This is a genomic window from Vibrio sp. J502, from assembly GCF_025397955.1.
Classification (GTDB): domain Bacteria; phylum Pseudomonadota; class Gammaproteobacteria; order Enterobacterales; family Vibrionaceae; genus Vibrio; species Vibrio anguillarum.
This window is the reverse complement of the sequence record NZ_CP104554.1, coordinates 1,755,665-1,771,668: the sequence shown is the minus strand read 5'-3', so window position 1 is coordinate 1,771,668 and position 16,004 is coordinate 1,755,665. Positions and strand designations below refer to the sequence as shown.

Annotated in this window: 10 protein-coding genes; 9 read left to right on the top strand and 1 reads right to left on the bottom strand. The window is 44.9% G+C overall.

What is annotated here, in order from left to right:
- Positions 1–2: 2 nt before the first annotated feature.
- Positions 3–1,139: an N-acetylglucosamine-6-phosphate deacetylase gene (gene nagA / locus N5E84_RS08145; RefSeq protein WP_026028127.1), complete on the bottom strand. Its 1,137-nt coding sequence runs from the start codon at positions 1,137–1,139 to the stop codon at positions 3–5.
- Between the two features lie 489 nt (positions 1,140–1,628).
- Here nagA and nagE point away from each other — a divergent pair, with 489 nt between their 5' ends.
- From nagE to purF, 9 genes are all read left to right on the top strand, one after another.
- A complete protein-coding gene (nagE, locus tag N5E84_RS08140) occupies positions 1,629–3,116 on the top strand; it encodes an N-acetylglucosamine-specific PTS transporter subunit IIBC (protein ID WP_013857296.1) in 1,488 nt (495 codons plus the stop codon).
- Between the two features lie 328 nt (positions 3,117–3,444).
- The gene (glnS, locus tag N5E84_RS08135; RefSeq protein ID WP_019282278.1) at positions 3,445–5,115 is read left to right on the top strand and encodes a glutamine--tRNA ligase; all 1,671 of its coding nucleotides are present in this window, start codon (positions 3,445–3,447) and stop codon (positions 5,113–5,115) included.
- A gap of 226 nt (positions 5,116–5,341) precedes the next feature.
- Positions 5,342–9,898, top strand: a complete 4,557-nt coding sequence (locus tag N5E84_RS08130) for a FimV/HubP family polar landmark protein (protein ID WP_069212093.1) — start codon at positions 5,342–5,344, stop codon at positions 9,896–9,898.
- Between the two features lie 170 nt (positions 9,899–10,068).
- Positions 10,069–10,863 carry a tRNA pseudouridine(38-40) synthase TruA gene (gene truA, locus N5E84_RS08125; RefSeq protein ID WP_026027499.1) on the top strand — a complete coding sequence of 265 codons (795 nt, stop codon included), beginning with the start codon at positions 10,069–10,071 and terminating at the stop codon, positions 10,861–10,863.
- A gap of 175 nt (positions 10,864–11,038) precedes the next feature.
- Positions 11,039–11,965: an acetyl-CoA carboxylase, carboxyltransferase subunit beta gene (accD, locus tag N5E84_RS08120; RefSeq protein WP_013857293.1), complete on the top strand. Its 927-nt coding sequence runs from the start codon at positions 11,039–11,041 to the stop codon at positions 11,963–11,965.
- Between the two features lie 44 nt (positions 11,966–12,009).
- The gene (folC, locus tag N5E84_RS08115) at positions 12,010–13,275 is read left to right on the top strand and encodes a bifunctional tetrahydrofolate synthase/dihydrofolate synthase (RefSeq protein WP_019282276.1); all 1,266 of its coding nucleotides are present in this window, start codon (positions 12,010–12,012) and stop codon (positions 13,273–13,275) included.
- The gene (locus N5E84_RS08110; RefSeq protein WP_013857291.1) at positions 13,276–13,821 is read left to right on the top strand and encodes an SPOR domain-containing protein; all 546 of its coding nucleotides are present in this window, start codon (positions 13,276–13,278) and stop codon (positions 13,819–13,821) included.
- 61 nt (positions 13,822–13,882) lie between these two features.
- Entirely contained in the window at positions 13,883–14,374 is a 492-nt protein-coding gene (locus N5E84_RS08105; RefSeq protein WP_019282275.1) for a CvpA family protein, read from the top strand.
- Positions 14,375–14,407: 33 nt separating this feature from the next.
- Positions 14,408–15,922, top strand: coding sequence for an amidophosphoribosyltransferase (purF, locus tag N5E84_RS08100; RefSeq protein ID WP_013857289.1), 1,515 nt, complete (start codon positions 14,408–14,410; stop codon positions 15,920–15,922).
- Positions 15,923–16,004: the final 82 nt, after the last annotated feature.

Here is a 16,004-nt window from a genome sequence, read left to right as displayed (position 1 = left end):
TATCAATTGTGCTCGTATTGTCCGTTAACAACCGTCGCCTGAACATTGAAGTCTCTATCAAATGCAGTGAGGTTCGCCACCATGCCTTTTTTAACTCGGCCTAGTTTGTGATCCACACCAATTGCTTTTGCCGGATACAGAGTTGCCATCCGCAGAGCTTCGTCCAATGCGATACCAACGTGCTCAACAGTGTTTTGCACTGCCTCAATCATAGTGAGTGCTGAGCCGCCCAGTGTGCCGTTTTCATCAACACACTTACCATCACGGTAATATACTTTCTTACCGACAAAAATAAAGTAATCCATGTTAGCGCCTGCAGGAGCTGTGGCATCGGTCACTAATACAAGCTTTTCGCCTTTGATTTTGTGAGCAATTCTGATGTTAGCATAATCAACATGAAAGCCATCAGCAATAATGCCAGCATAAACTTCTGGGGTGTCATAAATTGCACCAACGACACCGGGTTCACGTCCAACCATCGGCGTCATGGCATTAAATAAGTGTGTGGCAAAGGTGATGCCTGATTCAAAGCTTTTACGTGCTTCAGTATAAGTTGCGTTAGTGTGACCAATCGATACCACAATGCCAGCTTTCACCAGACGTTCAATGTGTTCTGGATTGTTGTGCTCTGGCGCCAATGTCACTTTAGCAATCACATCGCTATTTTCACACATAGTGGCGATCATGTTGTCATCTGAAGGGCGGATGAAATCCACACTGTGAATGCCCTTTTTCATCACATTAAGATATGGCCCTTCAAGGTGTAAACCCAGTGATTGGTTTTTATATTGAGAGTGATATTCACGTGCGGCAGAAATCGCTTTGCGCATGTCTTCGTCTGAAGAGGTGATTAACGTTGGCAAAAAGCTTGTGCATCCTGATTTTAGGTTGGCTTTATGCATGATCTGCATCGTAGTCGCCGTTACTTCATCATTCAGCATCACACCGCCACAACCATTCAATTGCAGGTCGATAAAGCCTGGGCTTAGGTTTGCACCATTTAAATCTTGTGTCGCTATATCTTGTGGTAAATCCGCAATAGGACAGACCGCTTCAATCAACTCGTTGTTGATAATCACAGCATGGTCAACTAGCACATCACTGCCAGTGTAGATTTTACAGTTAGTTAGTGCGTACATAATCATCAAATCCTTATCTATCAATATTTTATAAATTTGGCGAGGCGACGAAATGAAAGGTGGAATGTGCCAGTACGGTGCTTTCTTTTCTTACTTCAATTAGGTCGCGAATTATCTTGCTAGCAAACAGCCAATGCTGGATGACATTAAAATTAAGTGCTCGTTTTGACTGGGTTATTTGATGGTTATAGTTTGCATTTTATACGAAAAAAGCCAGTCGGGGTTGTTTAGCTTACATGCTATTCGACGATGAAACAGGCAAATATTATCGCCTAATTTCCATTTTTTTTAATTGTAAAATAAGTTTTATGATCTCGCTAGCAAAAACCTTGGTATTTGGCAGATTGTGGTGATTATGATCACAAATGATAAGGTTTTAATTTGCGGAGCAAAATTAATATCATAAACTGAGTTTGACTAAATTGAGCGACTAAAATAAGTGGCTCAACCAAATACAAAAAATCCTAAATCCTATAGGGGGAACTTAAGGTGAATATTCTTGGATACTTTCAAAAAGTAGGCAAGGCGTTGATGGTACCAGTTGCCACATTGCCAGCTGCCGCGATACTAATGGGTATTGGTTATTGGATCGACCCAAATGGGTGGGGTTCAAACAGTGCCTTGGCTGCATTCCTGATTAAAGCAGGTGCTGCAATCATTGATAACATGTCTGTACTGTTTGCTGTTGGTGTGGCTTACGGTATGTCTAAAGATAAAGACGGTGCTGCTGCATTGTCGGGTTTTGTTGGTTTCTTAGTGGTGACGACTTTGCTTTCTCCAGGAGCCGTTGCACAGATCCAAGGTATTGATCCAAGCGCAGTTCCTGCTGCTTTTGGTAAAATCAACAATCAGTTTGTTGGTATTTTAGTGGGTATCGTTTCTGCTGAAATCTACAATCGCTTCTCTACTGTAGAACTGCATAAAGCATTAGCCTTCTTCTCTGGCAAACGCCTAGTACCTATTTTGACGTCGTTTGCTGGTATTTTTATCGCCTTCGTTCTGATGTATGTATGGCCGCATGTTTATGGTGGTCTAGTATCGTTTGGTGAATCGATTCAAGGTCTAGGTTCTGCGGGTGCAGGTATCTATGCGTTCTTTAACCGTTTGCTAATCCCTGTTGGTCTTCATCACGCACTGAACTCAGTATTCTGGTTTGATGTTGCGGGTATTAACGACATTCCTAACTTCTTAGGTGGTGCAAAATCTATCGCTGAGGGTACTGGTATCCCAGGCGTAACGGGTATGTACCAAGCAGGCTTCTTCCCTATTATGATGTTCGGTCTACCTGGTGCGGCATTGGCTATTTACCACACATCTACAGCGAAGAATAAAGAGAAAGTTGCTTCTATCATGATTGCAGCTGGTTTTGCTTCATTCTTTACCGGTGTAACTGAACCTCTAGAATTCTCGTTCATGTTCCTTGCTCCTGCACTATATGTACTGCATGCAGCATTGACGGGTCTATCAGTATTCATTGCTGCTTCAATGCAGTGGATTGCGGGTTTCGGTTTCTCTGCAGGCCTTGTGGATATGGTATTGTCATCACGTAACCCACTGGCGGTTAATTGGTACATGCTAATAGTTCAAGGTATTGTGTTCTTTGCTCTGTACTATGTGATTTTCCGTACCGTTATTTTGAAATTTGGCCTTAAAACACCAGGTCGCGAAGATGACGACAGCGATAGCAAAGTATCAGGCGCGAAAGAGTCTTCTGAGCTCGCTAAACAATACCTTAAAGCTCTAGGCGGCCACAGCAACCTATCTAACATCGATGCTTGTATCACTCGCTTACGTTTATCTGTCAATGACATGAGCATTATCGACGAGAAAACATTAAAAGCATTGGGTGCAATGGGTGTGGTGAAACTGGGTACTAATAACCTACAAGTTATCTTAGGCCCTCTTGCTGAAATCGTTGCTGGTGAGATGAAGTCTATCAATGCAAACGAAGATCTTTCTAGCGTGAAACTTCCTTAGTCTTAATCGCAACCGATGATTAGGTTATTTTAAAGCCTCTGCTTCAGGCAGAGGTTTTTCTTATTCATCAAATGAGCGCTATTCAAATTTAAGGCTGCCCACAACGGTAGCTTTTGCCTATTTCTTACGCCCTTTGCCTGAAATTTTGCTTAGCCTAGCCAGACAAAAGGCAATGTCTTGAAATAATCGCAGGAAATGCCCACTTTTTATTGTGCAAGAGCGGATAATTGTGGATCATTAGCGACAAACTTTCTGTTTCTGCAAGCATTACTGCTCTTACATACAGAAAAATCTTCTGACGATACTAAATAATTTTGAGGTGCTATAGATGAGTGAAGCTGAGGCTCGTCCATCGAATTTTATTCGCCAAATCATTGATAAAGATTTAGCGGATGGCAAACACACAAGTGTGCATACTCGTTTTCCGCCCGAGCCAAATGGTTACCTGCACATCGGTCATGCTAAATCTATCTGCTTAAACTTTGGTATTGCTCAGGACTATCAGGGACAGTGTAATTTACGTTTTGACGATACAAACCCTGAAAAAGAAGATATGGAGTACGTTGAGTCAATCAAAGCCGACGTGAAATGGCTCGGCTTCCAATGGTCTGGTGATGTTTGTTATTCGTCAGATTATTTTGACAAACTATACCAATACGCGGTTGAGCTGATCCAAAAAGGTCTGGCTTATGTTGAAGAGCTCAGTCCAGAAGAGATCCGTGAATATCGAGGTACATTGACTCAAGCAGGTAAGCCAAGTCCGTACCGCGATCGCAGCATTGAAGAAAACCTAGCGCTATTTGAGAAAATGCGCGCTGGTGGTTTCGAAGAAGGCAAAGCGTGTTTACGTGCCAAGATTGACATGGCGTCATCCTTTATGGTGATGCGCGATCCTGTGCTTTACCGTGTCCGTTTCGCTGAGCATCACCAAACGGGTAACAAATGGTGCATTTATCCAATGTACGATTTTACCCACTGTATCTCGGATGCCTTGGAAGGGATCACGCACTCAATTTGTACCCTAGAGTTTCAAGATAACCGCCGTCTGTACGATTGGGTGTTGGAAAATATCACGATTGATTGTCGACCACATCAGTATGAGTTTAGCCGTTTAAACCTTGAATACACGGTAATGTCTAAGCGTAAACTAAACCAGCTGGTTACGGAAAAATTAGTGGATGGTTGGGATGACCCACGTATGCCGACGATTTCAGGTTTACGCCGCCGTGGATTCACACCAGCATCGATTCGTGAGTTTTGCAAACGCATAGGTGTGACAAAACAGGAAAATATGATCGAATTCAGTTCGTTAGAGTCTTGTATCCGTGAAGACTTAAACGAACATGCGCCTCGCGCCATGGCGGTTCTTGACCCTGTAAAAGCGGTGATAGAAAACTTTGAGGTGGGTAAAGTCGAGACGTTAACGCTGGCAAATCATCCAAACAAGCCTGAAATGGGCGAGCGTGAAGTTCCATTCACTCGCGAATTGTGGATTGAACGTGAAGATTTCCGTGAAGAAGGCAACAAGAAATACAAACGTTTGGTGCTAGGCAAAGAAGTTCGCTTACGCGGCGCTTATGTAATAAAAGCAGAGCGCATTGAAAAAGATGCACAAGGCAATATTACGACAATATTCTGCACTTACGATATGGATACTCTGGGTAAAAACCCGGCAGATGGACGCAAAGTGAAAGGTGTTATTCACTGGGTATCTGCCGATAAAGCCTTGCCAGCTGAAATTCGTTTGTATGATCGCCTATTTACCGTTCCCAACCCGGCGGCGGCTGACAACTTTGCTGAAACCATTAACCCAGATTCATTGGTTAAAATTAATGGTTTTGTAGAGCCTAGTTTGGTGGCGGCACACGCGGAGCAAGGTTATCAGTTTGAGCGCATGGGTTATTTCTGTGCTGACTCGAAAGATTCTAAACCAGAGGCGTTGGTTTTTAACCGCACAGTGGGTCTACGTGAAACTTGGGCAAAAATAGACGCAGAGTAAGCTTAAGTACTATTTAAAAAGGTCAGCCAATGCTGGCCTTTCTTTTTATTATGGTACTGTTTTTGTCTGAGCAAGCTCACTTAGCGGGGAAAAATGTGTGAGATTCCTGCGATTATCGTAGTCGTGACACATTTTTTACCTTGCGTCCTATAGTTTTGCTAGCGTTATCCGATATATTAAACAGATCATCGTATTTATTTATTCCAAGCACATAGCTGAGCCTTATATGCGTCAAATTTTTCAGCGTCTACTGTTGCCGATAGCAATGGTTGCCGTGACTCAGACTTCTATCGTTAGTGCCGAGAGCATTCGCCTGGTTGGGCCGAATGGTGAGATCCAGTCTTCTCCTCAATTTTCAGAAAATCTCACTCAAACTCGTAATCTTCAGCAGGCTAATAGCCAACCATCGACGTTTTTTGGGCCAACCTTAGACAGCGACACTTTGTGGTCTATTGCCACTCGACTACGCCCATCGAATAACGTCACTGTACAACAAACCCTGCTGGCCATTTATCGGCTAAACCCTCAGGCGTTCGAAAATCAAAATATTCACAGTTTGATCCCGGGTAGCAACTTACGTGTTCCATCATTGGCACAGGTAAATAGTGCGCCCACCCAAGAAGCGGTCAATATCATGGCCGCGCATCAAGCCAAATTGAATGCTAATACGGCGCAGCCAACAGCGCCTGTTACTGCTGCTTCTACAGCTTTGCCTGAAAAAACAATTGCCTCTACTGTCGCTCAACCAGTTGTTGAAAAGACGAAGAGTGAACCTGTGCTAAAAGATATTGGCACACAAGTTGCGAAATCTGATACTGAATTACTGGCGCTTGAGGAGAAAAATCATAAGTTACGTTTGATGCTGGCAGATGTTCAATCTGAAGTCGATGCACTCAAAGGAGAACTCGGTGACGAAAACCGCATTCGCTCTGAAGTTGAAAAGCTACTTGATGAAGAACGTAGAAAAGCACTAGAGGCGCAAAAGCTTGCACCAAGTGCACTTGATCAACTGCTTTCCAACTCTTGGTTGGTCGCCGCTCTCGCCCTTATTCCTGGTCTGTTAATTGGTTTACTGGTTGTGATGTTGCTTGGCCGCCGATCCAAGCCAACGGAGCAGCCTGTTGTCACTCAAGGTAATCAAGAGCCCATAACGCCAATGGCTGCTGGCAGCCTTGAAGATATTGACGATGATTTAATGCTGGATGATGACTTGTTTGGTGAGTCTGATGATAGTGAGAAGTTATTTGGTGACGACATCACACTGGATGATGAAATCGATGACAATGCTGAGCAAGAATCGGACATTTTTGCCGATTTAGACGATACAGATTTAGACTTCAACCTCGAAGGTGAAGATGGCGAAGACCCATTTGCGAGTATCGGCGATGATGGTGATCTTGCTGCGGATTTAGAAGATTTGACCGCTAGCAGTAACGGCATCAGTGTTGGTGCTGACGAAAAAGCTGTCGGTCTCGATGAGATGGCGCGAGCTTTAGACGAAGCGTTATTAGATGAAGATGATAGCGAAACAGAATTTGATTTATCCGATGATGATGATTCCATCTCTGAAGACGACATTGACGCGTTATTGGCTGGAGATGAGAAAGCTGAAGATCTCGGAAGCGATACTTTAGATCAATCGCTACTTGACGATTTGTTTGCCGCCAATAGTGATGACGATCATCATGATAGTTTTGACTTTGATTCATTATTGGATGAGTCCGAAGATGATTTCAACTTGGATTCAGAAGAGCCCGAGCTAGCAAAAACCGGCGGTAACTTCGATTTAAAAGAAGCAGAGCTAGCGTCGGATAGTGAACTTGATGATCTATTCGCAACGATTGAAGCGCAATCTGACCTCACCTCAATAGAAACTGATTCCTCCACTGAAACAGCGCTGCTGGATGAATTATTAGAAGAGCAAGATGAAGACGTCCTAGCAATTGATAGTGACAGTGTCGAACTGCTCGATGAGCTACTCGGTGATGATGAAGAGAGCGAGACAGACTTATCGGAAAGCACCGACTTACTTGAAGAACTTGTGCAGCCCGATAAAGACATCGCTTCGAGCGAAGAAGATATTGATGATGTTGACTTCACTGGTGATCAAACTCTGTATGAGTTATTGGGTGAAGAAACTACGGAATCCGACATTGAAACCGAGCTGGATGAGAATAGTACAGAGCTATTGGACGAACTATTTACTGACAATGGTTCTGAATCACTTGAGTTTGAAAAGGCAGACCAAGAGCAAGAAGGTGCTGAAGATAAGGATAGTCTCGCTGAAGAAGATGGTACGGCATTATTTGAAGAGTTGCTGGAAATCGAGCAGCATGCTCAGAATATCGAAGAGACCGAACAGCAAAATAGCGAGTTTTTGGATAATGAAAACGATAGCGTTGAAGATTCCGAGTTTAACAGCGACATCTTCATTGACGATCTGCTAAGTGCCGCTCCTGAAAAAGATCCTCTACTGGATGATGAACAGATGGGAGTGGTTGATGGCGACATCGATGAAGAATTTATCGACGACTCATTTGATTTTAACCCAGAAATTGAAGGGGCAAGTTATCCGGATCTGAAGCCGAATGAGGAGCAACCTCTAAGCAGCTCGACATCCCCGGAAAAAATAGAACCCGCACAGGTTAGCAAACCAGAAGTCAGCCCTAACGAATTTGGAGTTCCACAAGATGAAGACTGGGACATTGGTGAGCTAGAAGAGGAAGAACCAAGCCAAGCTGATGTTGAGCCGCTTCAAACCAATTCAGCAGAATCATCGGCAAAGGACCATGTTGAGGAGCTCCACGATGACAAGTTAGTGGAGTTAGAAGAAGAAGATCTCCTTGCTTCCTTTAATGAGCCATCGCTAGAAGAACAGTCACAGAGCGAGCTTTCCGAAGTCCAACTGCCAGAGCCGTCAGAAGAAGACGCGCTGGCGGATGCGATAGCCGAGCCTCAAGAAGCGGCGTCAGAGCCTGTTGCTCAAGAAAGTGTTGAAGCGATTGACGAGCAAGCCTTACCTGAATTTAGTGAAGAAGATGCACTTGCTTCAATTAACGAGCCTCCTCTAGAAGAAGAAAAGGAAGACGAGAGCAACCTTACGGATCTTGAGCTGCCAGAGTACACAGAAGAAGACGCGCTGGCGGATGCGATAGCCGAGCCTCAAGAGGCGGCGTCAGAGCCTGTTGCTCAAGAAAGTTTTGAAGCGATTGACGAGCAAGCCTTACCTGAATTTAGTGAAGAAGATGCACTTGCTTCAATTAACGAGCCTCCTCTAGAAGAAGAAAAGGAAGACGAGAGCGACCTTACGGATCTTGAGCTGCCAGAGTACACAGAAGAAGACGCGCTGGCGGATGCGATAGCCGAGCCTCAAGAAGCGGCGTCAGAGCCTGTTGCTCAAGAAAGTTTTGAAGCGATTGACGAGCAAGCCTTGCCTGAATTCAGTGAAGAAGATGCACTTGCTTCAATCAACGAGCCTCCTCTAGAAGAAAAAGAAGACGAGAGCGACCTTACGGATCTTGAGCTGCCAGAGTACACAGAAGAAGACGCGCTGGCGGATGCGATAGCCGAGCCTCAAGAAGCGGCGTCAGAGCCTGTTGCTCAAGAAAGTTTTGAAGCGATTGACGAGCAAGCCTTGCCTGAATTCGATGAAGAAGATGCACTTGCTTCAATTAACGAGCCTCCTCTAGAAGAAAAGGAAGACGGGAGCGACCTTACGGATCTTGAGCTGCCAGAGTACACAGAAGAAGACGCGCTAGCGGATGCGATAGCCGAGCCTCAAGAAGCGGCGTCAGAGCCTGTCGCTCAAGAAAGTTTTGAAGCGATTGACGAGCAATCCTTGCCTGAATTTAGTGAAGAAGATGCACTTGCTTCAATTAGTGAGCCTTCTCTAGATGAAAAGGAAGACGAGAGCGAACTTACGGATCTTGAGCTGCCAGAATACACAGAAGAAGACGCGCTGGCGGATGCGATAGCCGAGCCTCAAGAGGCGGCGTCAGAGCCTATTGCTCAAGAAAGTTTTGAAGCGATTGACGAGCAAGCCTTGCCTGAATTCAGTGAAGAAGATGCACTCGCTTCAATTAACGAACCAGCACTAGAAACAGATCAACAGCCGCTTTTAGAAGATGATGACGCAGACCAATTGCAGAGTGTTTCAAAACAGGAGTTCGATGAGAAAGCCTTAAAAGATTGGCTAGATGAGGAAAGTGTCTCTTCTGCGCCATTCTCTTTTGATCGACCATTAGATGCTCGTACCATTGATAGTGCTGGTATGAACATTGATGCAATGTTAGAGGTAGGCGGTGAAGATTGGAACGGTTTTAATTTAACGCCAGATCAACAAGCTTCCATCCCAGATGACGTGCCTGAAGAAGAGCTTGCCGTTTGGAACGATGATATCCAAACCGACGAGCCTCAAATTCTTGATGAAAACTGGGGAATTCAAGATGAACTCGATGATTTTGAAGCCCAAAAGAGCCAGTACATGACCATCGATGAGCTAATGGCTCAAGTTGAGGGTGAAGAGGGGATTAGCCCTGAAGATGAAGAACTCAAGTTAGATGTTGGTTTAAGTGAATTTCCGGATGTGATTGGTGACATTGGTGATATCGATGTAGACAATAACTCTGAGGCGGCGGGTAAGCTTGACCTCGCCAAAATTTACATCGAGATGAACGATGATAAAGGGGCGATAAAACTGTTAGAGGAAGCCATTGTTGATGGTAGTGATGATATTCGACGAGAAGCGAAATCCTTGATTGACAGCATTAATCGCCGAGCTTAAAAACAAACGAGGCCGTGAATATACGGCCTCGTTGTTATTGAATAGCCTTTTCTGACTTGCAGATGACCTGAACTTCACATTGAAAGTTGTCGGGGTAGATGGCTTGTCGATTAGAATTTTTTTTTGATTGCGATTATACTGCCCGACCCATTTTCAAAGAGAATCAGATGATGAGAATCGCTTTAGGTATTGAGTACAATGGTTCTCAATACTATGGTTGGCAGCGACAACGTGACGTTAAAAGTGTCCAAGAAGAATTAGAAAAAGCACTCACAGTTGTGGCGAACCATCCGGTTGAAGTATTGTGTGCGGGGCGCACCGATGCAGGGGTTCACGGCACAGGGCAGGTGATACATTTTGATACTACGGCTTGCCGAAAAATGGTCGCTTGGACAATGGGTGTCAATGCTCATTTACCAAAAGATATCGCTGTTCGTTGGGCAACTGAGGTTTCAAGCGATTTTCACGCTCGTTTTTCGGCTACAGCACGCCGTTATCGCTACATCATTTATAATCATGCTTATCGCCCTGGCATATTATCTTCAGGTGTCAGTCATTATCATGGCGATTTAGACGTTGAGAAAATGCAGCAAGCAGGGCAGCTTTTATTGGGCGAAAATGATTTCACCTCTTTTCGCGCTGTGCATTGTCAATCGAATAGTCCTTGGCGAAACGTCATGCATTTGAATGTGACTCGGCATGGCAACTATGTCGTCATCGACATTAAAGCAAATGCTTTTGTCCATCATATGGTGCGAAATATTACCGGTAGCCTCATCGTTGTCGGCCGTGGTGAGCAGCCTCCCGAATGGATAAAATGGCTGCTTGAAGCCAAAGATAGAAAACTGGCGGGTGCAACAGCCAAAGCGGAAGGATTATATTTAGTTGCTGTTGATTATCCAGAAGAATTTTCTTTACCAAAAGAGTCGCTTGGGCCGCTATTTTTAGCTGATAATTTGAACTAATAACGCGTAAAGTGTCCAAAACAGAGTCGTGACGTGTGTGGAAATGACAGCCAGAAAATAGGTACAACCAGTTTTTTGTCTACACTAAGCATTTTATATGTTTTAATCCTCACGCATAAATCCCAAATTTGTATCTTTCGCAATCACGCGAGAGAGTTAAGAGTAAAGGTCTTCCATGAGTTGGCTTGAAAAGATTTTAGAAAAAAGCAATATCGTAACTTCGCGTAAAGCATCCATCCCTGAAGGGGTTTGGACTAAATGTACTTCTTGTGAGCAAGTGTTATATCACGCTGAGCTTGAGCGTAACTTGGAAGTGTGCCCTAAATGTGATCATCACATGCGCATGAAAGCACGTCGCCGCTTAGAGACTTTTCTTGATGAACAGAATCGTGTCGAGATTGGTGACGAGTTAGAGCCGCAAGATAAACTCAAGTTTAAAGACTCAAAACGTTATAAAGAACGCCTTTCAGCCGCTCAAAAAAGCAGTGGTGAGAAAGACGCTCTTGTGGTGATGCAAGGCGAACTATTGGGTATGCCTTTGGTTGCTTGTGCTTTTGAGTTTTCTTTCATGGGTGGTTCAATGGGGTCTGTAGTTGGTGCGCGTTTCGTACGAGCTGTTGATGCCGCTATAGAAAACAACTGTGGTTTGGTCTGCTTTTCTGCCAGTGGCGGCGCGCGTATGCAAGAAGCGTTAATGTCATTGATGCAGATGGCAAAAACCAGTGCGGCGCTTGAACGTTTATCAAGCAAAGGCTTACCTTATATCTCAGTGATGACGGACCCGACCATGGGTGGCGTATCGGCAAGTTTAGCGATGCTTGGTGACATCAATATTGGTGAACCTAAAGCACTGATTGGTTTTGCAGGTCGTCGAGTTATCGAACAAACGGTACGTGAAGATCTACCTGAAGGTTTCCAACGCAGCGAATTCCTAATTGAGCATGGTGCGATTGATATGATTGTCGATCGCCGTGAAATGCGTCAACGCGTAGGTGGATTGATCGCTAAATTGACCAATCACAGCTCACCATTGGTCGTTTCTGTTGATGATTCACCGATTGAACCTGATTACGCTGTACCAGAAGCGCACGAAAAAGGGTAAAGTAGGCACTAACACACTAACTGCTTAATGGTTATAAACGTTAGATGACTCAAAACCTTATCCCACAAGCCACATCCTCTCTTGCGATGTGGCTTGATTATTTAGCGAATATTCATACCTCCGCTATCGACCTTGGCTTGGATCGTGTTCAAGCTGTGGCTCAAAAAGCGAATCTTATTAAACCTGCACCTACCGTAATTACCGTGGCTGGAACGAATGGCAAAGGCTCGACCTGTGCATTAATGGAAGCCATTTTATTGGATGCAGGTTATCGCGTGGGCGTTTATAGCTCACCTCATCTTATCCGTTATAACGAACGCGTGCGTATTAATGCGCTTGAGCTCAGCGATGAGCTGCATACGCAAGCCTTCGCTTTTGTTGAAGCGCAACGGGGTGACATCAGTTTAAGCCTATTTGAGTTCGGTACATTGGCGGCGCTGCGTTTATTTCAAACGCAAGCGGTGGATGTCATTTTATTGGAAGTTGGGCTAGGTGGCCGACTTGATGCGACCAATATCGTGGATCACGATGTTTCTGTGATCACCAGCTTGGCGATTGATCACGTGGATTGGCTCGGCGATGACATCAATGTTATTGGCTATGAGAAAGCGGGGATTTATCGCGCAGGTAAACCCGCCATTTGCGGCCAGCCTAAGCCACCACCAACGGTTGCAGCGCATGCCGATGATATTGGTGCGGAGATGTACCAAGTCGGTATTCAGTTTTCCTATGAACTGACCTCTGAAACAACGTGGAATTGGCGAAGTGGTCCATTTGAGTTATCTGATTTACCGCTCCCTCGCTTGCCTTTGCCTAATGCGGCTACGGCATTAATGGCACTCGGCTGCTCCGGTTTGGCTGTGAGTGATGTCAATATCGTCAATGGGCTGAGCAACGCAACACTTGCTGGGCGGATGCAAAAAATCAGTGATAGCCCAGAAATCATTCTTGATGTTGCACATAATCCCCATTCGGCTGAATATTTGGTGGCGCAGCTCAAACAGCGTTACGCACACAAAAAGGTCCATGTAGTGATTGGCATGCTGCATGATAAAGATGTGAAGGCCACGCTTCATCAACTGAAATCAATCGCTAACCTTTGGTATCCTGCTTCATTAAGTGGCCCTAGAGCCGCGCAAGCGAGTGAACTGTGTCAGTACCTTGAGCCTGGCGTTAAACCTTTTGCTAACCCAGTCAGCGCTTTTGAAGCCGCGATGACACAAGCCGATAGCAATGATGTCATTATCGTGGTTGGGTCGTTTCATACTGTGGGTGAAGTATTAGAGCACTGGCAGAACAAAGGAGTATAAATGGCAAGTAAGTTTCAGAGCCGCTTGGTAGGAACAATTATATTGGTGGCGATAGGGGTGATAGTGTTGCCTGATGTATTAGATGGCAAAAAGACTCACTACAAAGAAGATATTGCCAGCATCCCAATTAAGCCTGAATTAGACAGCGACGTAGAGAAGTTTGAAATTCTCGACCCCGTTGAAGATCAAGTCGCGTTGCCCGATTCGCCTGTTGAAGTGATCGCACAAACTAACCAGAGCGACGCAGCAACGCAGAGCAAGCCACTCACTGTGAAAGTGAAAGAAACGGCGGAAAGAAATGATTACCAAGATAGTGCTTGGCTCATTCAGTTGATGGCATTAAAGAATGCCGAAAACGCAAAAACCGTGGTTAAAGATCTGCAAAAACGGGGTTATCAAGCTCATACTAAGCAAGAAAATGGCTTCACTCGGATCATTATTGGCCCAGATGTTTCCAAAACCAAGCTTGAGCGTCAACTCTTAGAACTGGAAAAAATTACCGGTGCAAAAGGTCAATTGCTCAAATTTAAACCACTAAACCCATAAGAAAACGTTTGCGTCGCGTTTTTTTCTGTTAAAATGCGCGCCAACTTAAGATGTAGAACTCATGAATTGGTTAGATATTGTCATTTTAAGTGTGATCGGCCTATCGGCATTGATCAGTTTAGTCCGTGGCTTTGCTAAAGAAGCGTTGTCATTAGTGATATGGTTCGGTGCATTTTTTATTGCCAGCCAATACTACGCAAAACTTGCGGTGTATTTTTCAAATATCAAAGATGACATGTTTCGTAATGGCGCGGCCATCGCAGTACTGTTTGTTGCAACACTCATTGTCGGAGCGATCATTAACTATGTGATTGCTCAATTGGTACAAAAAACGGGCCTATCTGGAACTGATCGGGTACTGGGCATTGTTTTTGGAGCATTGCGTGGTGTGTTGATTGTTTCAGCTGCCTTGTTTTTTATGGATGCGTTTACCGCATTTCCAAATTCAGAGTGGTGGAAGAGCTCGCAATTGGTACCGGAATTTAGCCGTATCATTGCGCCGTTCTTTGAGCACTTACAAGCAACATCAAGTTTTCTCTCTGGCGCGATTTAGCGCCAGTTACTGTCGCAAATCGAGGATCAGGACATGTGTGGTATTGTTGGAATCGTGGGTACAACGCTGGTAAACCAGTCAATTTATGACGCGTTAACGGTATTGCAGCATCGTGGCCAAGATGCCGCTGGTATTTGTACCATAGAAAGCAATCGTTTCCGTCTGCGTAAGGCGAACGGTTTAGTGAAAGATGTCTTTGAAGCAAAACACATGCAGCGTCTTCAAGGAACGGTGGGTATTGGACATGTGCGTTATCCTACTGCGGGTAGTTCGAGTGCCTCAGAAGCTCAACCTTTCTACGTTAACTCCCCGTTCGGTATCACGCTTGCTCATAACGGCAACCTCACCAATGCCAACGAAGTACGCCAGAAGTTGTTTGAAAAAGATCGTCGCCATATCAATACCACTTCAGATTCCGAAGTGCTGCTTAACGTCTTGGCGCATGAAATTGATACAGTCAGAGGCAATGTAACCGCAGAAGATGTGTTTCGTGCTGTCGCCAATGTACATCGCACCATTCGCGGTGCTTATGCTGTTGTCGCGATGATCATTGGGCATGGGATGATCGCGTTTCGTGACCCGCATGGTATTCGTCCTATCTGCTTAGGTAAACGTGAAGTCGATGGCCGTACTGAATATATGGCCGCTTCTGAGTCGGTGGCGCTAGATGCTGTCGGCTTTGATTTTGTGCGTGACCTTGCCCCCGGGGAAGCGGTGTATGCGACCTTTGATGGCCAGCTATTTACTAAACAATGTGCCGATAACCCAACACTTAACCCATGCATTTTTGAATTTGTCTACTTCGCCCGCCCAGATTCGTTTATCGACAAAATTTCGGTTTACAGCGCGCGCGTAGAAATGGGTAAAAAGTTGGGTGAGCGCATCAAGAACGAATTTGCTGACTTAGATATTGATGTTGTGATCCCCATTCCTGAGACTTCGTGCGATATCGCATTGCAAATTGCACAAGCGATTGATATTCCATATCGCCAAGGTTTTGTCAAAAACCGCTACGTTGGCCGCACATTTATTATGCCGGGCCAGCAACAGCGTAAAAAATCGGTGCGCCGTAAACTCAATGCGATTCGTTCTGAATTTAAGGGCAAAAACGTGTTGCTAGTGGATGACTCGATAGTGCGTGGAACTACGTCAGAGCAAATTATTGAGATGGCTCGTGATTCTGGTGCAAACAAGGTGTACATGGTGTCAGCCGCGCCTGAGATCCGTTTCCCTAACGTCTATGGCATTGATATGCCAAGTGCTAACGAGTTGATTGCTCATGGTCGAGATGCCGATGAAATTGCGCAGCGAATTGGCGCAGATGCTCTGATTTTCCAAAATCTGGAAGATTTAGTGGATGCCGTTGGTATGGGTAACCGCGATATTGCAAAATTTGAAGCGTCGGTATTTAACGGCGAATATGTCACGGGCGATATTGATCAGCAGTATCTTGATTTTCTTGAATCGATGCGTAGCGACGATGCAAAAACGGTTCGAGAAATCCAGCAAGATCTCGCCAACCTAGAGATTCATAACGAAGGCGCGTAATCGAGCGCATCTCCCCAAATAGGCTGCAAAGAAAAAGGCTTCTATCTAGGAAGCCTTTTTTGTGCTCGTTAACAGGGTTCGA